A 21,402-nucleotide genomic window follows, 5' to 3' on the forward strand; every position below is an offset into this window, starting at 1 on the left:
AACCAACATGCGTTCGAGCAAAATTATTCATGTGGTCAGCTGCCACTCCGAGGGCGAAGTCGGCGATGTCATTGTCGGCGGCGTAACGCCGCCGCCGGGCGACACACTGTGGGCGCAGTCGCGCTGGATCGCGCAAGACCAGAAATTACGCAACTTCGTACTCAACGAGCCACGCGGTGGCGTGTTCCGTCACGTCAACTTACTGCTGCCGGCCAAAGACCCACGGGCGCAGATGGCCTGGATCATCATGGAGCCAGCGGATACCCCGCCCATGTCGGGCTCAAACTCGCTGTGCGTGGCCACGGTGCTGCTGGAAACCGGCATTTTACCGATGCACGAACCGCTCACCCGGCTGTGTCTGGAAGCCCCGGGCGGGCTCATCCACATCGTGGCCCATTGCCAAGGCGGCAAAGTCGAGCGGGTTGAGATGAAAAACCTGCCGTCTTTCGCTGACCAACTCGGTGTTCCGCTCGAAGTCGAGGGGCTGGGCACGCTGACGGTGGATACGGCCTACGGCGGCGACAGTTTTGTCATCGCCGATGCGCAGGCATTGGGATTTTCCCTGAATGCTGATGAAGCCGCTGACCTTGCCGCCACCGGCTTGAAGATCACCCGGGCCGCCAACGAGCAACTGGGCTTCGTGCATCCGCTGAACAAGGACTGGGCACACATTTCCTTCTGCCAACTGGCGGGTCCGTTGCAACGGGAGGATGGCGTACTGACTGCGGCCAATGCGGTGGTCATCCGTCCCGGCAAGGTCGATCGCTCGCCCACCGGTACCGGTTGCTCGGCGCGTATGGCGGTGCTGCATGCCCGTGGTCAGTTGAAGGTGGGCGAACGGTTTGTTGGGCGCTCGATCATCGGTTCAACGTTCCACTGCCATATCGAAGGCTTAAGCGAAGTGGCCGGACGTCCTGCAATTCTTCCCAGCATTACGGGGCGCGCGTGGATCACCGGTGTCCACCAGCATCTGCTGGACCCGAGCGACCCCTGGCCCGAAGGCTACCGCCTCTCGGATACCTGGCCGGTTGAGCCTTAACCGTACCATCTGTTTTCTCCCGATTTGATAACCGCCGCCTCAGCGGCGCGCTAAACCGGGCCAAGGCCCACACCCATGAAAACAAGGGCTTAAAACGGCCAATTATTTTCGTATACGAAATACTTTTAATCTGCCCAGGAGGCACACCATGCGCAACACCATCTTCACCGGCACCATCCCCGCCCTGATGACCCCCTGCACTGCCGAGCGCAAGCCGGACTTCGACGCGCTGGTGCGCAAAGGCCGCGAGCTGATCGAAGCGGGCATGAGCGCCGTGGTCTATTGCGGCTCCATGGGCGACTGGCCGTTGCTCACCGAAGCCGAACGCCAGGAAGGCGTGGCGCGCTTGGTGGCTGCCGGCATCCCGACCATCGTCGGCACCGGTGCGGTGAACAGTCGCGAAGCCGTGTCCCATGCGGCCCATGCCGCCAAGGTCGGCGCCCATGGCCTGATGGTCATCCCCCGCGTGTTGTCCCGTGGCGCTTCGCCAGCCGCCCAGGAAGCACACTTCGCCGCCATTCTCGAAGCGGCCCCGACGCTGCCAGCGGTGATCTACAACAGTCCGTACTACGGTTTTGCCACTCGCGCCGAGCTGTTCTTCAAGCTGCGCCGTCAGTACCCCAACCTGATCGGCTTCAAGGAGTTCGGCGGTGCCGCCGACATGCGTTATGCCGCCGAGCACATCACCTCGCAGGATGAGAAAGTGATTCTCATGGCGGGCGTCGATACCCACGTGATGCATGGCTTCGTCAATTGCGGCGCGACCGGCGCCATCACCGGTATCGGTAACGCCCTGCCGCGCGAAGTGCTGCAGTTGGTTGAGCTGAGCAAGCAGGCCGCCAAGGGCGACGCCGTTGCCCGCCGCCGAGCCTCAGAACTGTCCGAGGCGCTGAACGTGTTGTCGTCTTTCGACGAAGGCTGCGACCTGGTTCTGTATTACAAGCACCTGCTGGTGCTCAACGGTGACCAGGAATACGCCCTGCATTTCAACGAGACCGATGCGCTCAGCGACGCTCAGCGCCACTACGCCGAGACCCAGTACACCCTGTTCCGCCAGTGGTACGCCAATTGGTCGGCTGAGCAGAACCTCGGCTAATCGCGGTACGTCGGTCGGATGCCCCCGCGCATCCGGCTGACCCGCCAGGCAATAGCCACCTTGACCGGCAGTCTGCCGAGTTCAACTGAACAGTCAGGGCCTTTACGTCCCTGTGCTTAGGCCCCCAACAGGAGCTAACAATGCCCGCTACCATCGGCCACAACTTCATCGCCGGCGGCCGCAGCGCTGGCGGTGAGGTCATCCTGCAGAGCCTCGACGCCACCACCGGCGAAGCCCTGCCTTACCGCTTCCATCAAGCCACCGAGGCCGAGGTGGACGCCGCCGCTCGCGCCGCCGAGGCCGCCTACCTGACCTACCGCCAGGTCAGCCCGGAGCAACGCGCGCAGTTCCTCAGCGCCATCGCCGACGAGATCGACGCTCTCGGCGATGACTTCGTCCAGCTGGTGTGCCGCGAGACCGCACTGCCGGCCGCGCGCATCCAGGGTGAGCGCGGCCGCACCAGCGGCCAGCTGCGCCTGTTCGCCAGCGTGCTGCGCCGTGGCGATTTTTATGGCGCGCGTATCGACCGTGCCCTGCCCGCACGTCACCCGCTGCCGCGCGCGGATATCCGCCAATACCGCATCGGCGTTGGCCCGGTGGCGGTGTTCGGCGCCAGCAACTTCCCCTTGGCGTTCTCTACCGCCGGCGGCGATACCGCTGCAGCGCTGGCCGCCGGCTGCCCGGTGGTGGTCAAAGCCCATAGCGGTCATATGGCGACCGCCGATTACATGGCCAGCGCAATCCTACGGGCGGCGCAGCACACCGGCATGCCGAACGGGGTCTTCAACATGCTCTACGGCAACGGGGTCGGCGAATGGCTCGTCAAGCACCCTGCAATCCAGGCCGTTGGCTTCACCGGTTCGCTCAAAGGCGGCCGTGCGTTGTATGACATGGCGGCAGCGCGGCCACAGCCGATTCCGGTATTTGCCGAGATGAGCAGCATCAACCCGGTGATTGTGCTGCCTGAGGCGCTCAAGGCGCGCGGTGCGAAGATTGCGGAGGAACTCACCGCGTCGGTGACCATGGGTTGCGGACAGTTCTGCACCAATCCGGGCCTGGTGATCGGTATCCGCTCGCCGGCGTTCAGCGATTTTCTCCATGCGTTTGCCGCCAAGATGGCCGATCAATCAGCGCAGACCATGCTCAATGCCGGCACCCTGGCCAGCTACGCCAAGGGCGTCGAACGCTTGCATGGGCATCCCGCCATCCACCACCTGGCGGGCCAACCGCAGCAAGGGCGTCAGGCTTGGCCACAGCTGTTCCAAGCCGATATTGCTCTGCTGACGCAGCGTGATGAATTGCTTCAAGAGGAAGTCTTCGGCCCCACCAGCATCGTCATCGAAGCGGCAGACGCGGCTGAACTGCACAAGGCCCTCGCCGGTCTGCAAGGCCAGCTGACCGCGACTCTGATCGGCGAAGATGACGACCTGGCCGGTTGCGGCGAGTTGCTCGCCCTGCTTGAGCAGAAAGTCGGGCGCGTTCTGTTCAATGGTTATCCAACAGGGGTGGAAGTGTGCGACGCCATGGTTCATGGCGGCCCCTACCCAGCCACCTCAGATGCACGCGGCACCTCTGTAGGCAGCCTGGCCATCGAACGTTTCCTGCGCCCTGTTTGTTACCAGAACTGCCCTGACACGCTGCTGCCTGACGCACTCAAGAATGCCAATCCGCTGGGTATCATGCGCTTGCTGGATGGCCAGAACAGCCGAGACGCGTTGTAGGTAAACGAGTAGTAGGGGTGGTGGGAATCGACCTGTGTCGGCAAACCAATCGATCCCGCCACACCCTGCTTTTTATTCGTCCAGTAGTGCCATAAGTTCGTCATACAGCGGCTGAGCCAGCTGCACACCCTGCACCAGACTGCGTTCACGAGCAGCGTAACGACGTTGCGATGGCAGACGTGCGCCCTGCCCCTGGATTGCCTCAAACAACGCCTCTGCGCGCGCCAAATGCTGCTCAACCTGGTCGCCAAGAAAACGCTGTGGGTCCAGGGCAATAATCAGTTCACCGTGGTAAGGCAGGGCCTTGCTCCCCGCGTCATGGGCACTGGACTCAAGACTGGTCAGATCACCGATCAGCGGGCCCGCGATCAGCTCAATCATCGCGGACAGGGCCGAACCCTTGTGCCCGCCGAACGTCAGCATGGCGCCCTCATCCAACACCTTGGCGGCATCCGTGCATGGCTGTCCTTGTCGATCCACGCCCCAACCTGCCGGCAAGGCTTCGCCTGAACGGCGGTGTAACTCAATCTCGCCCCTGGCAATAGCGCTTGTGGCGAAGTCAAAGATAAACGGGGCCTGCCCAGCGCGCGGCCAGCCAAAGGCAATCGGATTGGTTCCGAACAAGGGCCGACTGCCGCCGGCCGGGGCCACATAAGCCTGAGTCGGGTTGCAGGCCAAGGCCACCAACCCAAGCTCGGTCAGCGTCTCCAACTCCACCCAGAGGGCGGAGAAGTGCACACAGTGATTAATCGCCAAAGCGGCTATACCGTTAGCACGGGCCTTGTCCGCCAGCAGCGGCATACCCGCGGCAAAAGCCAACTGGGAAAAGCCGCCGGCCGCGTCCACTTTGACTAAACCTGGCGCAAGATCAAACACGTGCGGCTCGGCACAAGGCTCCACTTTGCCCGCGCGCAGGGTCTGCACAATACCGAGCAGACGCCACAACCCATGGGATGCACAACCGTCGCGTTCACCCGCCACTAGAGTGGCGGCAATGGCTTCAACAAACGCGTCACTAAACCCATGTCGGCGCAGAATCGCTTGTGCCAGTTGTTCAGCTTCAACCAACGTCAACCGCTGCATAACAGCCTCCCTTAAAGTTAATTACCTCAAGAGTGGCTCATCACAGTGGATCGGACTTGATCGCCTTGCGCTCGAACTATGACGAATTCGGCATAGCCTCTTACAGCCGGGGTTGCATGTTGCGGCTCAACTCGAGGTAGTTGAAGACCAGCAACTCTGGATAGTCGACTAACTCATGTTGCAACTGCCGCTGCTCGGAATAGCTCTCAATGGCGCGGCGGTATTCCATGCGGCGTTGATCCACCAGCTTGCGCCGGGCCTTAGCGTCGCTGCTTTCGTGAGACTGCGGTTTATCCAGATAACCAGACATAGAGGCAACTCCCAAGCTGAATAAGGGAGTACCAGCTTCGATCGCCTAGATGACGCTTTGATGGCTGCACGATAACGCTGCGATGAATTTAGCAGCGAGGGGCCTAAGCCTGGCGGCGGCGCGTAACCCATCGGCCTTGGGTTACGCCAAGGCATGCTCAGGCTATAGGGCTGGGTGGCGCTCAGTCGTCGTTGTTTTTGTGCGCCTTGGGCGACAGGCGCAGGCTGCGCAAGCTGCGTTTAACGCTCTTGAGGTGGTTGACCAACCCTGGGCCACGGGCCATGGCCACACCCATGGCGAGCACGTCGATGACCACCAAGTGGGCGATGCGCGAGGTCAGCGGGGTGTAGATTTCGGTGTCTTCCTGCACGTCGATGGCCAGGTTAACGCTGGCCAGATCCGCCAACGGCGTTTGGCTCGGGCACAGGGTAATCAACGTGGCGCCGGCCTCACGCACCAGATTGGCGGTGATCAGCAAATCTTTGGAGCGGCCAGACTGGGAGATGCAGATGGCCACATCGGTCGGCTTCAAGGTCACCGCACTCATGGCCTGCATGTGCGGGTCGGAATACGCCGCAGCCGTGAGCAGCAAGCGGAAGAACTTGTGCTGGGCGTCTGCGGCCACCGCACCGGACGCACCAAAGCCATAAAACTCCACGCGCTGGGCATTGGCGATGGCTGCGATGGCCTGTTGCAATGCTTGGGTGTCGAGCTTTTCGCGCACGTCGATCAGGGTGTGCAGGGTGGTGTCGAAGATCTTCAGGCTGAAGTCCGCCACCGAGTCGTCTTCGTGAATGGCGAACTGGCCGAAACTGGCACCGGCCGCCAGGCTTTGCGCCAACTTGAGCTTGAGGTCCTGAAAACCGGTGCAGCCAATCGTCCGACAGAAACGCACGATGGTTGGCTCGCTGATGCCGACGCTGTGCGCCAACTCGGCCATGGAGCTGTGCATGACCGACGCAGGGTCGAGCAGCACGTGATCCGCCACCTTTAATTCGGATTTGCGTAACAGGGGGCGCGACTGGGCAATGTGTTGCAACAGGTTCACAGGCTTAGGCTCGGCATTTGGCTAACGATTCCATCAAGCGTGCCGCTTTCGCAGGCATGACTCGGTTATGATCGGCGCACAAGGGGTTGTAGTAGCTTTGTAGTTATACTACATGGCCGCCGGCCTCGCACGGTTAAACCGAGTCGGAGTTCCCACCTTGAGCATTGCCTGCGACATGCTGGTGTTTGGCGGCACCGGCGATCTGGCCCTGCATAAACTGCTGCCGGCGCTCTACCACCTGCATCGCGCCGGTCGCTTGCATGGTGATACGCGCATTCTGGCCCTGGCCCGCAGCCACCTGACGCGCGGCGCTTTTCAGGCACTGGCGGAACGGCATTGCCGCGCCCAGGTGGCCCGCAACGACTTCGACAACGACACCTGGGCCGGTTTTGCGGCGCGCCTCGACTACTTCGCCATGGATGCCAGCCAAAGCGCTGACTTCGGCCGTCTGGCCAAGCGCCTCGGCGACGACCCGGAGCGTGTGCGCATCTATTACCTGGCCACCGCGCCGGATCTGTTTGAAGACATTGCCTCGCACCTGAAGATCGCCAGCCTGGCCGGGCCCAAAACGCGCATCGTGCTGGAAAAACCCATCGGCCATTCGCTGGAATCCGCACAAGCGATCAACGCTGCCATCGGCGCAGTGTTCGACGAATCGCGGGTGTTCCGCATCGACCATTACCTGGGCAAAGAGACGGTGCAGAATCTCATGGCGCTGCGCTTTGCCAACGCGCTGTTTGAGCCGGTGTGGCGCGCCGGGCATATCGACCACGTGCAGATCAGCGTGTGCGAAACCCTCGGCGTGGAAAATCGTGGTGCTTACTACGAAAAAGCCGGGGCCATGCGCGACATGATCCAAAACCACCTGCTGCAGCTGCTCTGCCTGGTGGCCATGGAAGCGCCGGTGCGCTTTGACGCCGAAGCCGTGCGCAACGAGAAGGTGAAAATCCTTGAAGCCCTCAAGCCCATCAGCGGCCTTGATGTGCAGGACAAAACCGTGCGCGGCCAGTACACCGCCGGCAAGATCGGCGGTCAGGAAGTGCCGGCCTACTACTTCGAAAAGAACGTGGACAACGACAGCGACACCGAAACCTTTGTTGCCGTGCAGGCCGAGATCGACAACTGGCGCTGGGCCGGCGTGCCGTTTTACCTGCGCACCGGCAAACGCCTGGCACGCAAAACCTCGGAAATTCTTATCCAGTTCAAACCGGTGCCACACCAGTTATTCGGCGGCGGCGAAGCCAACCGTCTGCTGATCCGCCTGCAACCGGAAGAGCGCATCAGCCTGCAACTGATGGGCAAAAGCCCCGGCAAGGGCATGCACCTGCAGCCCGTGGAGCTGGACCTCAACCTGGCGGACGCCTTCCACAAACAGCGCCGCTGGGATGCCTACGAGCGCTTACTGCTGGATGTAATCGAAGGCGACTCGACGCTGTTTATGCGCCGCGACGAGGTGGAAGCCGCCTGGGGCTGGGTTGACCCGATCATCAAAGGCTGGGACCAGCACTACCAAAGCCCGCGCCCCTACCCGGCCGGCAGCGACGGCCCGGAACAGGCCAGCAACCTGCTGGAGCGACACGAACGGCAGTGGATGCTCTAGGGGCTGTTGCCGTTTTATTCGCGGCCTAGCTGAAACGCCACAACGGGTAGAAGGCTTAGGCCAGTTGCTGTTCGAAACGCTCCAGCACCACGTCCGACAGTTGCTCACGCAGCTTTTCGCCGCTGATCAACAGCAGCATCGGCAGCAACTGGCGCAGCGTTTCGGGTTGCAGACCGGCGCACACATCGGCCTGACGGGCCAACGACAGGCCACTGAGCACTTGCGCGGACACCGGCAGATTGCGATCGGCCAGCGCGGCCTCGGTAAGCCGGCATAAATAGCCGGTTGAGAAGCTGTGAACACTGGCGCTGATCAGCGATAAGTTGACGATGTGCCGGGCGATTTGCAGGACGTGCTGCACATCGTTGATGCCGTAAATCAGCAGCTTGATCTGCTTGGCCGAGAGGCACTCGGCATAGCGTGCCGCGGTGGCAAACTCACCATCGGCGCATAACTGCCGGGCCACGTCCAAATGCAGGCTGTCTGGCAAGCTCAGGTACGCATCGAGGATCAAGCGGGGATCGAGGTGCACCGTCACCGCTGCCGCAAACTCAATCGGCATGGCCATGATCAGCTCGCGCAGCTGCTCGGGCGGCATGTGCGGGGCCAGCTGCGCAGCCTTCTGCGCGCCCAGTTGCTGCACCATGCCCACTTTCACACTCAGCGGGGCCATGGCTTGCGACGCCAGCAACAGGCGCAGCCCCACACTCAGGCTCGGAAGTTTTGGCATAGGCACCTCTCATCAGTCCAGACAGGCGCGCAGGATTGCCCGAACGCTGATACAAGGCAGCCATCTTTGCGCCAGTTACTGGCGCGCAAGGCCTGCATCAGTGCGGCGAAATGGGAACAGAGGAAACAGCCGCAGGTGGGCGTAGGGTTACGCTGCGCGCTGTACCGGCCGGCCCTGACGCCAGAAGTACAACCACACCAGCGGTAACGCCAACAGCCCGAGCAGCGCCGCACCGACAAACAAACCGGCATAGCCCAGCTGTTCGGCCAGCCAACCGCTGTTCGCACCCACCAGCCCGGCCAGCAGCAGTTGCACACTGGCCTGCAGGGTGAAGTCGGCCCCTTCATGCTCAGGCCGGCATTGGCGCATCATCGCGGCGAACAGGGCCACCGTGGACATGCCATCGGCCGCCTGCTCAAACAACGCCAACGCGTACACCCGCGCCGTGTCCGCGCCGGCGTCCACCAACAAGGCCATCGCGCCGATGCCGGCCGCTTGCAGCAGGCCAAACAGCAGCAACGCCTGCATCACGCCCAGGCGCGCATACAGCAGCCCGCCGGCAAACGCCCCGGCGATCCCCACCAGGCTGCTGATCAGGGTCAGCTGGCCCAACGCAGCGTTGCTCCAGCCCTGATCCACCAGCATCGGCTTGATCATCGGCGAACCCAACGCATCGCCCAGCTTGAAGCTCAGCAACACCGCCAGCCAGAACAGCATGCCGGGCTGCAGCAACAGACCCCGGTAATGCCGCAGCAACAGCCCGGGGCCGGCAGGCTCGGCCAGCGCCGGCTGAAACGGCAACTCGCGCTTTTCGTTAAACCGCCAGATCGGCAGCGTCATCAGCACCAGCAACAACGCGACCAGCGCCAGACTGAGGTTCCAACCCAAGGTATCCATGGCCAGCAACAGACCGCTGCCGCTGACCAGCATGCCAACCTTGTAGCCACCCACCTGCAGGCTGTTGCCCAGCCCGCGCCAACGCTCCGGCAACAGGCGCACGGCCAGGCCGTCGGTGGCAATGTCCTGGGTCGAGGCGGCCAGGTTGATCAGCAGCAACAAAGCGATCAGCAGCGGGAAATACGCGTCAAACAGCCGCTCGGGATTGAACAGCGCCAGACCGCTGACAATGGCAATCACGCTCATCTGCAGCGGCACAATCCAGCCCCGGTGATGGCCCAGCCGCGGCGACGCCAGACGGTCCACCCACGGCGCCCACAGCACCTTGAGCAACCAGGGCAGCGCCAGCAGCTTGAGCAAGCCGATCATCGCCAGATCAACCCCCTGCTGGCGCAGCAGCACCGGCAGCGAATGCGCCATCAAGCCCGCTGGCAAGCCCTGTGCGCAATACAACGAAGCCAACAGAATCAGGGTGGCATTGGCCGGGCGGGCCGTCAGTGCAGCAGAGGTGGGCAGCATGGATGATCCTGCACGGCAAAAAAGCGCGACAGTAACGAGCAGCACCGCCGCACACAAGCCTGCACGCTAGAGGTCATCCCCCTGCTCGCGCAACAACTGAGCAAACTGTTCGGCCGGCACCGGCTTGCTGATCAGGTAACCCTGAATCTCGTCGCAACGCTGGGTCTTGAGGAAGTCCATCTGCGCTTGGGTTTCCACCCCCTCCGCCACCACCTTGAGCTCCAGGCTGTGGGCCATGGCGATGATGGCACGGGTGATGGCGGCGTCTTCGCTGCCGGGGGTGAGGTCGCGGATAAAGGTCTGGTCGATCTTCACGTAATCCACCGGGAAGCGCTTGAGGTAGCTGAGCGAGGAATAACCGGTGCCGAAGTCATCGATGGCCAACTTGACGCCCAGTTCACGCAATTGGCGGAAGGTGCTGATGACGCTTTCGACGTTGTCCAACAGCTGACTTTCGGTCAGTTCCAGCTCCAGAAACTGCGCCTCTAGTCCGGTTTCATCGAGCACCTGACGCACCAGGCTGAGCAGGTTGCCCTGACGCAACTGATGCACCGAGAGGTTCACCGACACGCGAATCTGCGCCAGCCCCTGTTTCTGCCAGGCGCGCGCCTGTAAGCAGGCCTGACGCAGAACGATCTCGCCGATGGCTCCGATCAGCCCGGTTTCTTCGGCCAGGCCGATAAAGTCGCTGGGCGGCACCAGCCCCAACTCCGGATGACGCCAACGCACCAGCGCCTCAGCCGCATTGAGGCTATCGGTGGCCAGGCACAACTTGGGCTGATAGAACACCTCCAACTGCCCTTCGTGGATACCCTTGCGCAGCTGATTTTCCAGTTGCAGGCGCTCCAGGGTGCAGGCTTGCAGGTTGTCGGTGAAGAACTGGAAGGTATTGCCGCCCAAATGCTTGGCATGTTGCATGGCCATGTTGGCCTGGCTGACCAAGGCCGAGATTTCCCGCGCGTTATCCGGCAGCAGGCTAATGCCGAGTGAGGCACTGACCACCAGTTCATGCCCGCCCAGGGTCATCGGCATGCGTATTTTACTCAGCAGCCGGCTGGCAGTGCGCGCCAGGCTGGAGAGGCTGCCGTAGCTGTCGAGCAGAATGGCAAATTCATCGCCGGACAAGCGCGCCAAGGTATCGGCTTCTGGCACGGCCTGGCTTAAGCGGCGGCTGACCTGACGCAGTAACTGGTCGGCGACTTCATGGCCAAGGCTGTCGTTGAGTAATTTGAAGCGATCCAGATCAATGTGCAGCAGGGCAATGCTGCGGCCGCTTTGCCGGGCACGCTGGCTGGCTTCATGCAGCCGTTCTTTGAACAAGCTGCGGTTGGCCAGGCCGGTCAGTTCGTCGTAATGCGAGAGGTAACGCAGACGCTCTTCAGCTTCACGGCGCGCGGAGAGGTCGGCGAAGAAGCCGACGATATGGCTGGCAAGCCCGCGTGAATCACGCACCAGATTGAGTTGCAGCCATTGCGGATAGAGCTCGCCGTTTTTCCGCGTTTCGATCAGTTCGCCACGCCAGGAGCCAGTTTTTTCCAGCTCCAGGCGGATCAGTTGGTACTGCCGGCGGCTGTCATCGCTGCTCGCCAGCCTGATCACACTCTTGCCGACGACCTCGTCCAGGCGATAGCCGGTGACGTCACTGAAGGCTTGGTTGACCGACAGCAGCCGGTAGTTCGGGTCGAGGATGACGATGCCTTCGCTGGCCGCTTCAAACACCGTGGCAGCCAATTGATGCTGCTGTTCCTCGGCCTTGCGCGCACTGATATCACGCCGCGTGCCGAGCATACGCAACACGCGGCCGTCGGCATCACGCTCAACGGCGCGGCCACGGTCTTCGATCCACACCCAGTGGCCGTCGGCGTGCTTGATGCGGTATTCAACGCGATAGTCGTCGCTGCGCCCTTTCATGTGTTCAATCAGGGCCTGGCGCAGCACCGGCAGGTCATCCGGGTGCAGGCGTGGAGTCAGGTCGCGCAGCATCACCTGCACCTCGTGCGGCTCCAGGCCAAAAATCTCCTTGAGGCGCGAGTGGTGCACCGCATCGCTTTGCAGGTCCCAGTCCCACAGGCCCAGCTCGCTGGCTTCAATGGCCAGGGTCAGCCGTGCGCGGCTTTTACTCAGGGCAACGGTGGTTTCATCCAGTTTCTGGGTGCGCTCAGCCACGCGCCTCTCCAGCTCATCATGGGCTTGACGCAATTCGCCCTCGGCGCGGCAACGCTGCTCCACCTCATGCGCCAGTTCGCTGTTAAACCCTTCAGCCTGCTGTTTGGCGTGTTCCAAGTTACTGATCAACGCCCGGTTCTGAAACTGCTGCAACAAGCTGCGATGCACCAGCCGATTGACCTGCCAAGCCACCACCAGCAAGGCCACCAGCAGAATGCTGCCCATCAGGCCCCAGCCTTGTTGCAAGGGGCTGTCGCTGAGCAGCAGAAACGCCAAGGCCGGCACCAGACAAGGCAAGGCAAAGCTCAGGAAAGCCGTCAGGCTGATGGCATAAGCCACGCTGGCCGAGAGAATGGCCGCCGCGATCAGCCCATAGACCAACGCCTGCAGGAAAAACACATGGCCCGGCACTAGGAAAATCGCGGCAAACGCCAGGGTCAGCCCACTGACAGCCGAACCCAGCAAAAACAACTGACGCCAACGCTGTTCGGCCTGCTGGCTGGGCAAGGCCCGGTTGAACGCGCGCACCTGCACCAGGCGCAGCACGGCCAGAATGACCAGCCATATGGACCAGCCAACCAGCAGCGGCGCAGGCAAAGTGCCCCACAACAAAAAGGCACAGGCCACACCGCAGAGCAGCATAAAGAGGGTCAGTACCTGCGAACCCTGGTACAGCATACGGGTGCGCTCGGCGGCAATGTCGGTGGCAAATAGCCGCGTTACTTCCTGCGTGGAAGTCGGCTTAACGCCATTAACCTGAGCAAAATCAGGTGATGCAGTCATAGGCGATTTTCTTATAGTGGTTGCCTAAATATCGGGCCAGCATACCCGAGCTAGACGCATCGTCCAAGCTGTACGTATGCGAATTAACAGCCCGGAAGCCTAACTTTTGATGGGCGCAGTACAGGCCCACTCAACCTGCACAGCTGACTCATCAATCACCCCGTAAACCTGCGCGCCCTTACTGATAACCGCCTGCGTTTTTGCACGCATCTGAGCTTTAAGGGAAAGAAGCGGGTGGGGTGAGGCTGGGCACAAGCGGCCCAAACCCAGCAAAGCGCATCACGCACCACGGCCTTGTTTGCCCTGCCTGACGCAGCCCCCTAGAATGCCGCGATGCACAATGATCCCGAACTCCTGATTGCTTCACTAAACGATGCCCAACGCCAGGCAGTAGCCGCACGCGTGGGCCGCCAACTGGTGCTGGCCGGTGCTGGCTCCGGTAAAACCCGCGTGCTGGTGCACCGCATCGCCTGGTTGATCCAGATCGAGCAGGCCTCGCCGCACAGCATCCTGTCGGTGACCTTCACCAACAAAGCCGCCGCCGAAATGCGCCACCGCATCGAGCAGATGCTTGGGCAGAACCCGGCCGGCATGTGGGTGGGTACCTTCCACGGCTTGGCGCATCGTCTGTTACGCGCGCACTGGCAGGAAGCCGGCCTGGCCGAGAACTTCCAGATTCTCGATTCCGACGACCAGCAACGCATCGTCAAACGGGTGATCCGCGACCTCGGTCTGGATGAACAACGCTGGCCGCCAAAACAGGCGCAGTGGTTTATCAACGGGCAGAAGGATGAAGGCCTGCGGCCGAAGAACATCCAGCCCGGCGGCGACCTGTTCCTCGCCACCATGCTGAAAATCTATGAAGGCTACGAGGCTGCCTGCGCACGCGCCGGGGTCATCGACTTTTCCGAACTGCTGCTGCGCGCGCTCGATTTGTGGCGCGATAAGCCAGGCCTGCTGGAGCATTACCAGCGGCGCTTCCGGCACATCCTGGTCGACGAGTTTCAGGACACCAACGCCGTGCAATACGCCTGGCTACGTCTGCTCGCCAAGGGCGGCGACAGCTTGATGGTGGTGGGTGATGACGACCAGTCGATCTACGGCTGGCGCGGCGCGAAAATCGAGAACATCCAGCAGTTCTCTGACGACTTTAGCGATGCCGAAGTGATCCGCCTGGAGCAGAACTACCGCTCCACCGCGGGCATCCTCAAGGCCGCCAACGCGCTGATCGCCAACAACCAAGGCCGGTTGGGCAAAGAACTGTGGACCGAAGACGGCGACGGCGAGCCGATCAACCTGTACGCCGCGTTCAACGAGCACGACGAAGCCCGCTACGTGGTCGAGTCCATCGAAGACGCCCTGCGCAAAGACGGCCTCAAGCGCAGCGAAATCGCCATTCTCTATCGCTCCAACGCTCAGTCGCGGGTGCTCGAAGAAGCCCTGCTGCGCGAGAAAATTCCGTACCGCATTTATGGCGGCCAGCGCTTCTTCGAGCGTGCGGAAATCAAAAACGCCATGGCCTACCTGCGCCTGCTCGACGGTCGCGGCAACGACGCCGCGCTGGAACGCATCATCAACGTGCCGGCACGCGGCATCGGTGAGAAAAGTATCGAAGCCATCCGCGAATACGCCCGCGCTCATGAGGTGTCGATGTGGGGCGCGCTGCACCTGATGGTCAGCAGCAAAGCCCTGCCCGCCCGTGCCTCGGGCGCGCTGGCCGGGTTTATCGAACTGATCAATAACCTGTCGGCCAAGGTGCTGGACATGCCGCTGCACCTGATGACCCAGACGGTCATCGAGCAAAGCGGGCTGATTGCCTACCACCAGGCGGAAAAAGGCGAAAAGGGCCAGGCACGGGTGGAAAACCTGGAAGAACTGGTCAGCGCCGCGCGCACCTTCGACAACGACGAAGGCGAAGACATGACTCCGCTGCAAGCCTTCCTCACCCACGCCTCCTTGGAGGCCGGTGACACCCAAGCTGCCGAGAACGAAGACAGCGTGCAGCTGATGACCCTGCACAGCGCCAAAGGCCTGGAGTTCCCGCAGGTGTTTCTGGTGGGCATGGAAGAAGGCCTGTTCCCGCACAAGATGAGCCTGGAAGAGCCCGGCCGCCTGGAAGAAGAGCGGCGTCTGGCCTACGTCGGCATCACCCGCGCCATGCGTAAGCTGGTCATCACCTATGCGGAAACCCGTCGCCTGTATGGCAGCGAGACCTACAACAAGGTGTCGCGCTTCGTCCGCGAGATTCCGCCGCAGCTGATTCAGGAAGTACGCCTGAGCAACAGCGTCAGCCGCCCCTTTGGCGCGGTGAGTCGCAACATGGGCGGCAACAGCATGAGTGGCGACAGTATGTTCGCTGGCAGCGCGGTGCCGGATACCGGTTTCAACCTGGGTCAGCGCGTGCAGCATTCACTGTTCGGCGAAGGCACCATCCTCAACTTCGAAGGTTCCGGCGCACAAGCGCGGGTACAGGTGAATTTCGAAAGCGAAGGCAGCAAATGGTTAATGCTCAGCTACGCCAAGCTGCAAGCGCTGTAACAACCGGCCGGAGTGCTTATCGTAGGTTGCAGGCCATACACCCTACGCCCTGTAACGTTTAAGACCGGTAGCCCGGATGCAATCCGGGAGCGATGTAAGCCATTGAACCCGCCCCCGGATTGCATCCGGGCTACGCGCTGCAGGCGCTTTACGACAGACCGTAGGAGCGGGCCATGCCCGCGATGCTTTTTCGGGTGCCTGCTGTCGCGGCCATGGGCCGCTCCTTCAAGGTGTCCAGCGTGATTGATCGTCCATTCAAACAATAAGGAGCTCACATGATTCGCCGTCCTCTGCTGCTCGCCAGCGCCCTGCTCGCCGCCTTCGGGCTGGCTGGCTGCAAGGAAGAACCCGCCGCCCCGCAAGCCAGCGCAGAGCCGGCGCAGACCTACCACTGGAAGATGGTCACCGCCTGGCCGAAGAACTTCCCCGGTTTGGGCACCGCCGCCGAGCGCTTGTCCGAGCGAGTGGCGACCATGAGCAATGGCCGCCTGACGATTAAGGTCTATGCCGGCGGCGAGTTGGTGCCACCGCTTGAGGTGTTCGATGCCGTGTCACGCGGCACCGCCGAACTGGGCCATGGCGCAGCGTATTACTGGAAGGGCAAGGTGCCGGCGGCGCAGTTCTTTACCGCCGTGCCGTTTGGCCTGTCCACCAGCGAAATGAATGCCTGGCTGAGCAAGGGTGGTGGTCAGGCCTTGTGGGATGAAGCCTACGCACCCTTCGGCGTGAAGCCGCTGGCGGTGGGCAACACAGGCATGCAGATGGGCGGTTGGTATAACAAGGAAATCAACAGCCTCGACGACCTCAAAGGCTTGAAAATCCGCATGCCGGGCCTGGGCGGCGAAGTGCTCAGCCGACTCGGTGCCACCACCGTCAACCTGCCCGGCGGTGAGATCTTCACCGCCCTGCAGACCAGCGCCATCGATGCCACCGACTGGGTCAGCCCGTTCAACGATCAGGCCTTCGGCTTGCACAAGGCAGCCAAGTACTACTACTTCCCCGGCTGGCAGGAGCCACAGGCAGTGCTGGAACTGCTGATCAACCAAAAGGCGCTGGACAGCCTGCCGGCTGATTTACAGGCAATCCTCACTGAAGCCACACGCGCCGCCAATCAGGACATGCTCGACGATTACGTCTACCACAACGCCCTGGCGCTGGATCAGTTGAAGCAATCGGGCACCTTGCTCAAGCGCTTCCCGGATGAAGTGCTCAGCGCCATGCAGCGCGAATCCGAGGTCGTGCTGGGCGAACTGGCCGCACAGAGTGAACTCAACGGCCGCATCTGGGCGTCGATGCAGGCCTTCCAAGCGCAGGTTAGCCAGATGCACAAGCTCTCGGAAAAAGAGCTGTACGACTGGCGTTAAGCGCACGCCTTGCACCCTCTCGCGCCGCCTGAGCCTGACCCGCTCAGCGGCGCATTGCCGATCCACCATTCACGCGCCACGCCCCAGCATCACTGCGCAACCGCGCGGCGGGCAAAAGTCGGAAACACTCTATGCCTAGCCAGCCACGCGTGCGCCGGGCAAGATGCGCGCGTAGATCCATCAACCAAGAGACAGCCCACCATGCAGCGTTTCCTTAGCATCGCCCTGGCCATGTGCCTTAGCCTGGGGCTTACCATGAGTTTCGACGCCGAAGCCAAGCGCATGGGCAGCGGCAAATCCTTTGGTTCCGCGCCCAGCCATCAGGCTCGTCAAGCGCCGACCCAACAACAAGCCGCCGCTCCGGCTGCTGGCCGTCAACCTGCCGCCGCCAGCGGCGCATCGAAGTGGATGGGCCCGCTGGCCGGTCTGGCTGCAGGCGGCCTGCTGGCAGCCATGTTCATGGGTGGCGGCTTTGAAGGCCTGCAGATCATGGACATGCTGATCTTCGGCCTGATCGCCTTCCTGCTGTTCCGCTTCCTCGCTGCCCGTCGTCGCCAGGCCCAGCCAGCTGCCGCCGGTGGCGCGCCGTATCAGCGTGAAATGCCGACCCAGGCTGCCCCTAGCTCGATCTTCGGCGGCAATGCTGCCAGTGCTGCAATCAAGCCCGTGATCAATGCTCCGGCCTGGTTCAACGAGCAGAGCTTTGTCAGCGCTGGCCGTGAGCACTTCCTCAGCCTGCAACAGCACTGGGACGCCAACGAAATGGACAAGATTGCCGAGTTCGTCACCCCGCAGCTGCTGGAGTTCCTCAGCCGTGAGCGTGCCGATCTGGGTGAAGGCTTCCAGTCCACTTATGTCGATGACCTTGATGTGCAACTCGACGGCGTCGATGACCACAGCGACAAGACCATCGCCACCCTGACCTTTACTGGCGTCGCCAAAACTTCGCGCTTTGATCAAGGTGAAGCCTTCAGTGAGAGCTGGCGCCTTGAGCGTCAGGCCGGTGATAACCAGCCGTGGCTGGTAGCCGGTATCCGCCAGAACGGCTGATGCATCAGCTTCATCAAAAAACCCGGGCTTGCCCGGGTTTTGTGTTTTTAAGCGCACTCAAAGCGACCGAAATAGAGGCCAAACGGGCCAGACAGGACGAAAGACCTGCATACCCTTTACCCGCCTGATGACGCACACTGCACCTTTCCCAGAACCACTCTGACGAGGACAGCAGCATGATCGGATACAGCATGGTCGGCACCAATGACCTGGAAAAAGCCAAGGCTTTCTACACCGCGTTACTGGCTGAGATGGGTGCAAAAATCGTGATGGATGTGGGCCGCGCGGCCTTTTACGGGGCCGGTAAAGGTCAGCCCATGCTGGGTGTGTGCCTGCCGTTCGATAAACAGGCGGCCACTCCTGGCAACGGCAACATGATCGCCCTGCCCGGCGGCTCGCGTGAAGGTGTCGACAAACTCTACGCCAAAGCCCTCGAATTGGGCGCGACCTGCGAAGGTCAACCGGGCGAGCGCATGCCCGGCTTCTACGGGGCCTACTTCCGCGATCTGGACGGCAACAAGCTGGCGTTCTTCCACATGGGCTAAAAGCCCACCCCGCCTCACCCCGGATTGGCACTGCCCGGCGGCTTGGCTGCCGGCGCAGCTTGCTGGGCCTTGTCGCGCCAGGCCTCAATTTCCTCACTGCGCTTGCGGCTGTTGAGCAGGGCGCGGTCGATCATTTCGTTGTAATCAGCCAACCAACTGCGCGAGCCCGGCAGCATATTGGCCAAATCACGCATGCCTGCCTTCAACCCATTCATCACCTGCTGGTAGTCGCGCTCCTGCGCGCGCAGCACCTGGCTGACCTGGACGATGCTGTTGGGGTTTTCCGCCCGCTCAAACAGCCCGGTGAGCTGTGACGCTTGCTGGCTGGCCAGCAACTCCTCCTGATTATTCAGCGCACTCTGCTGCACCTTAAGCTGCTCTTCCAGCCGCTTAACCTGCTTCTCCAGTGCCTCGATACGCGGTTCATCGCCCGCACTGAACAGGTTGTGAATGTTCAGGCCGACCGAGACCAACATCAACGTGCCCAACACCCCGGCCAAGGCCAGGATAAACAAGCGATTGCGCTGACCCGCCTTGGTCAGGAGTTGTAACCGCTCCTCTTCGCTGAGCACACCGTCATCTGACTCTTGCGCTTGGCTTTTCATAGGAAGACCGTTTTATGACGCTCAAAAATTGACACATCATGTACAACGATAGCACTTTGCCAGCTTCCTGCTTGGCATCAGGCCACACCTGCATAACCGCGCAACTCCACAGGCCTTAAACACGTATCCACGATGCCCCAAAACCTGTTCTACGGTATAAGACGCTCCCGTATTACCCGTCACCCATGAGGCCTACACCGTGGAAGAAGTCATCGAACAGTTGCGCGAACTCAACGAGCCGGTGCCCGTCCCGCTGGAACTCCCCGATGAAGAAACCTTAGTGGAGATTCAGGAAGAGATCCTGATCCACCTGCCCTTTGGCCTGCGTGAATACCTGCTGCAGGTCAGCGATGTGGTCTACGGCCGCCTGGAGCCCGTCACCGCCAGCGATCCGCAATCGCACACCTACCTGCCGGAAGTTGCCGCCACCGCCTGGTCACTCGGCGTACCACGCGAGTACGTGCCGCTGTGCGAAGACCATGGCAACTACTACGTGGTCGAAGAAGACGGCACCGTGCTGCTGTGGGAAGCCGAAACCGGCGAGATCAACGAAGACGAAACCTGGGAATCGGTCTGGCACTGGGTGCGCGACGTCTGGCTGGAGAGCTGAGCCGTGCACCCGCGCCCGCGTTAACGCGGGCGCTGTTCCAAATCGAGCAGGTTGAGCAGGAAGCGGGCGAAGTACTGCAGGTCTTGCTCAATCGCCAGGCGGGCGGCTTTGGCGTCGCCGTTGGCGAAGGCGGCAAAGGCGTCTTCGTGGAAGTCGTTGAGGCGTAGTGACAGGTCCGCGCCGGTAAACAAGCGATTAAAGAAGGGCCCGATCTGCAGCCACAACGTTTCAATGCTGCGCACCAGCACAGGGTTGCCGCAAGCGCTGTAGAGGTGCAGGTGAAACTGGCTGTTGGCATCCAGGTAGGCGGTGATCTGCCGTTCTTCGATGGCCTGATCCATGCGCGCCACGCAGTCACGCAACACGGCCAGATCATCGGCGCTCAGGCGCGGGGTGGCCAGTTCGACCGCCAGGCCTTCGAGGCCCATGCGCACCTGAAAGATGTGCTCATAGCGTTCGCGGGTCATTGGCGGCACGCGCACCGAGCGCTGCGGTTCGCCTTCCAGCGCGCCTTCGGCAACCAACCGCTGCAGCGCAGCCCGCACCGGCATTGGGCTGGTGCCCCACTCGGCGGCCAAGTCGCGGATTTTCAAACGCTCGCCGGGCTGGAAACGCCCCGCCAGCAAGCCTTCCCGAATACGTTGGTAAAGGTGTTCCTGCAGATTGTCGGCCATGGTTCAGCGGCGTCCTTGTACCGGCGGCGCGGGGAGTTGGGCGAGGGTTAGCGAGCAGTTATGCATGAAGTTCTCCGATGTTTAGAAAATGGTCTGAGTGGCTCTGCTAGAGGCTGGCTAGGCGCAGGGGTGCTTGAAAAGCGGAGTTGACTGCAGTCAATGAGCATTTTCAAGTATCCCTGCAACAACGCCTGACCGACGCAGAAGCGCTCAGGGGGCCTTGTTCTCGATCAGGCAGTTGCCACCATCCACAACCAGCACCTCGCCGGTGATATAGCTGGCCTCCGGCGAAGCAAGAAAGGCGACGGCGGCAGCAACTTCTTCGGGTCGCCCGGCGCGACGCATCGGCGTGTAAGCAGCCGCGTGGCGTTCTTCTTCGGTACTGGAGCCGGTGGCGATCCACCCCGGCGCCACGCTGTTAACCGTAATGCCCTGCTTGGCCACTTCCAGCGCCAAGCCCATGGACAGGCCAAGCATGCCGGCCTTAGCCGCACTGTAGGCCGCTTCGCCAGGGTTGCTGCCACGGGTGCCGGTGGTCGAGCTGATATTGACGATGCGCCCGTAGCCGCGCGCACGCATGCCCGGCAGCACCGCGCGCGTGAGCAGAAAAGCAGTGCCGAGGTTGCGCGCAATGGAGAGGTTCCAGGTGGCCAGGTCCATGTCCGCCAGTTCGGCGAAGGGCTCCGGGCTGCCTTGCATGGCCATGCCGGCGTTGTTCACCAGAATGTCGATCTGGCCCCACTGCGCCTGCGCCCAGTCGAGCAATTCGCCGACCTGCTGCTCATCGGTGAGGTCAGCGGCGCGGCCGCGTGCTTCAATACCTTGGGCGCACAGCTCAGCGGCACGCTCTTCAACACGGGCGCTGCTGGCGGTGAGCAGCACGCGCGCACCTTGCTGACCCAAGCGGCGGGCGATGGCCAGGCCGATACCCGACTCACTGCCTGCGCCGCTGATCAGGGCTACCTGCTGTTGGAAGACCATTTCATAACGTCCTGTGATCACAAATGTAGCGTTAATCTAGCAA

The 21,402-nt window shown here is 61.9% G+C and carries 18 protein-coding genes; 9 read left to right on the top strand and 9 right to left on the bottom strand.

Annotated features, from left to right (window positions below; all coding sequences use genetic code 11):
• The first annotated feature begins 7 nt into the window (after positions 1-7).
• From AUK77_RS13625 to AUK77_RS13635, 3 genes are all read left to right on the top strand, one after another.
• On the top strand, positions 8-1,039 hold the full coding sequence (locus AUK77_RS13625) for a proline racemase family protein (RefSeq protein ID WP_296130524.1): 1,032 nt from the start codon (positions 8-10) through the stop codon (positions 1,037-1,039).
• Between the two features lie 148 nt (positions 1,040-1,187).
• Positions 1,188-2,135: a dihydrodipicolinate synthase family protein gene (locus tag AUK77_RS13630; protein WP_296130526.1), complete on the top strand. Its 948-nt coding sequence runs from the start codon at positions 1,188-1,190 to the stop codon at positions 2,133-2,135.
• Between the two features lie 140 nt (positions 2,136-2,275).
• A complete protein-coding gene (locus tag AUK77_RS13635; protein ID WP_296130528.1) occupies positions 2,276-3,856 on the top strand; it encodes an aldehyde dehydrogenase (NADP(+)) in 1,581 nt (526 codons plus the stop codon).
• A gap of 72 nt (positions 3,857-3,928) precedes the next feature.
• On the opposite strand, the gene AUK77_RS13640 is transcribed toward AUK77_RS13635, so the two are convergent.
• From AUK77_RS13640 to hexR, 3 genes are all read right to left on the bottom strand, one after another.
• The gene (locus AUK77_RS13640; RefSeq protein WP_296130530.1) at positions 3,929-4,939 is read right to left on the bottom strand and encodes an Ldh family oxidoreductase; all 1,011 of its coding nucleotides are present in this window, start codon (positions 4,937-4,939) and stop codon (positions 3,929-3,931) included.
• 100 nt (positions 4,940-5,039) lie between these two features.
• Positions 5,040-5,249, bottom strand: coding sequence for a PA3496 family putative envelope integrity protein (locus AUK77_RS13645; RefSeq protein WP_296130532.1), 210 nt, complete (start codon positions 5,247-5,249; stop codon positions 5,040-5,042).
• A 181-nt stretch (positions 5,250-5,430) separates the two neighbouring features.
• Positions 5,431-6,297 (bottom strand): transcriptional regulator HexR, encoded by an 867-nt coding sequence (gene hexR / locus AUK77_RS13650; RefSeq protein ID WP_296130534.1) that lies wholly within the window; start codon positions 6,295-6,297, stop codon positions 5,431-5,433.
• Positions 6,298-6,409: 112 nt separating this feature from the next.
• On the opposite strand from hexR, the gene zwf reads away from it, so the two are divergent.
• Positions 6,410-7,897, top strand: coding sequence for a glucose-6-phosphate dehydrogenase (zwf, locus tag AUK77_RS13655; RefSeq protein ID WP_296130535.1), 1,488 nt, complete (start codon positions 6,410-6,412; stop codon positions 7,895-7,897).
• A gap of 55 nt (positions 7,898-7,952) precedes the next feature.
• Here zwf and AUK77_RS13660 read toward each other — a convergent pair whose 3' ends face one another.
• From AUK77_RS13660 to AUK77_RS13670, 3 genes are all read right to left on the bottom strand, one after another.
• On the bottom strand, positions 7,953-8,627 hold the full coding sequence (locus AUK77_RS13660) for a hypothetical protein (protein WP_296130537.1): 675 nt from the start codon (positions 8,625-8,627) through the stop codon (positions 7,953-7,955).
• 147 nt (positions 8,628-8,774) lie between these two features.
• Positions 8,775-10,043, bottom strand: coding sequence for an MFS transporter (locus AUK77_RS13665; protein WP_296130539.1), 1,269 nt, complete (start codon positions 10,041-10,043; stop codon positions 8,775-8,777).
• A gap of 66 nt (positions 10,044-10,109) precedes the next feature.
• Positions 10,110-12,992 carry an EAL domain-containing protein gene (locus AUK77_RS13670; RefSeq protein ID WP_296130540.1) on the bottom strand — a complete coding sequence of 961 codons (2,883 nt, stop codon included), beginning with the start codon at positions 12,990-12,992 and terminating at the stop codon, positions 10,110-10,112.
• 333 nt (positions 12,993-13,325) lie between these two features.
• On the opposite strand from AUK77_RS13670, the gene uvrD reads away from it, so the two are divergent.
• The 4 genes from uvrD to AUK77_RS13690 all read left to right on the top strand — a co-directional run bounded on the left by uvrD (position 13,326) and on the right by AUK77_RS13690 (position 18,489).
• On the top strand, positions 13,326-15,530 hold the full coding sequence (uvrD, locus tag AUK77_RS13675) for a DNA helicase II (protein WP_296130542.1): 2,205 nt from the start codon (positions 13,326-13,328) through the stop codon (positions 15,528-15,530).
• A 275-nt stretch (positions 15,531-15,805) separates the two neighbouring features.
• Complete coding sequence (locus tag AUK77_RS13680; RefSeq protein ID WP_296130544.1) at positions 15,806-16,894, top strand: TRAP transporter substrate-binding protein; 1,089 nt, start codon at positions 15,806-15,808, stop codon at positions 16,892-16,894.
• Positions 16,895-17,095: 201 nt separating this feature from the next.
• Positions 17,096-17,944, top strand: coding sequence for a TIM44-like domain-containing protein (locus AUK77_RS13685; protein ID WP_296130545.1), 849 nt, complete (start codon positions 17,096-17,098; stop codon positions 17,942-17,944).
• Between the two features lie 176 nt (positions 17,945-18,120).
• The gene (locus AUK77_RS13690) at positions 18,121-18,489 is read left to right on the top strand and encodes a VOC family protein (RefSeq protein ID WP_296130546.1); all 369 of its coding nucleotides are present in this window, start codon (positions 18,121-18,123) and stop codon (positions 18,487-18,489) included.
• Positions 18,490-18,503: 14 nt separating this feature from the next.
• Here AUK77_RS13690 and AUK77_RS13695 read toward each other — a convergent pair whose 3' ends face one another.
• Positions 18,504-19,094 carry a hypothetical protein gene (locus AUK77_RS13695; protein ID WP_296130547.1) on the bottom strand — a complete coding sequence of 197 codons (591 nt, stop codon included), beginning with the start codon at positions 19,092-19,094 and terminating at the stop codon, positions 18,504-18,506.
• Between the two features lie 199 nt (positions 19,095-19,293).
• Here AUK77_RS13695 and AUK77_RS13700 point away from each other — a divergent pair, with 199 nt between their 5' ends.
• A complete protein-coding gene (locus AUK77_RS13700; RefSeq protein ID WP_296130549.1) occupies positions 19,294-19,704 on the top strand; it encodes an SMI1/KNR4 family protein in 411 nt (136 codons plus the stop codon).
• Positions 19,705-19,724: 20 nt separating this feature from the next.
• Here the strand turns inward: AUK77_RS13700 and AUK77_RS13705 are convergent, their stop codons facing one another.
• The gene (locus AUK77_RS13705) at positions 19,725-20,378 is read right to left on the bottom strand and encodes a GntR family transcriptional regulator (protein ID WP_296130551.1); all 654 of its coding nucleotides are present in this window, start codon (positions 20,376-20,378) and stop codon (positions 19,725-19,727) included.
• A gap of 210 nt (positions 20,379-20,588) precedes the next feature.
• On the bottom strand, positions 20,589-21,359 hold the full coding sequence (locus AUK77_RS13710) for an SDR family NAD(P)-dependent oxidoreductase (protein WP_296130553.1): 771 nt from the start codon (positions 21,357-21,359) through the stop codon (positions 20,589-20,591).
• Between the last annotated feature and the right edge of the window lie 43 nt (positions 21,360-21,402).

The sequence above is a fragment of the Pseudomonas sp. Ga0074129 genome, from assembly GCA_001465025.1.
Classification (GTDB): domain Bacteria; phylum Pseudomonadota; class Gammaproteobacteria; order Pseudomonadales; family Pseudomonadaceae; genus Aquipseudomonas.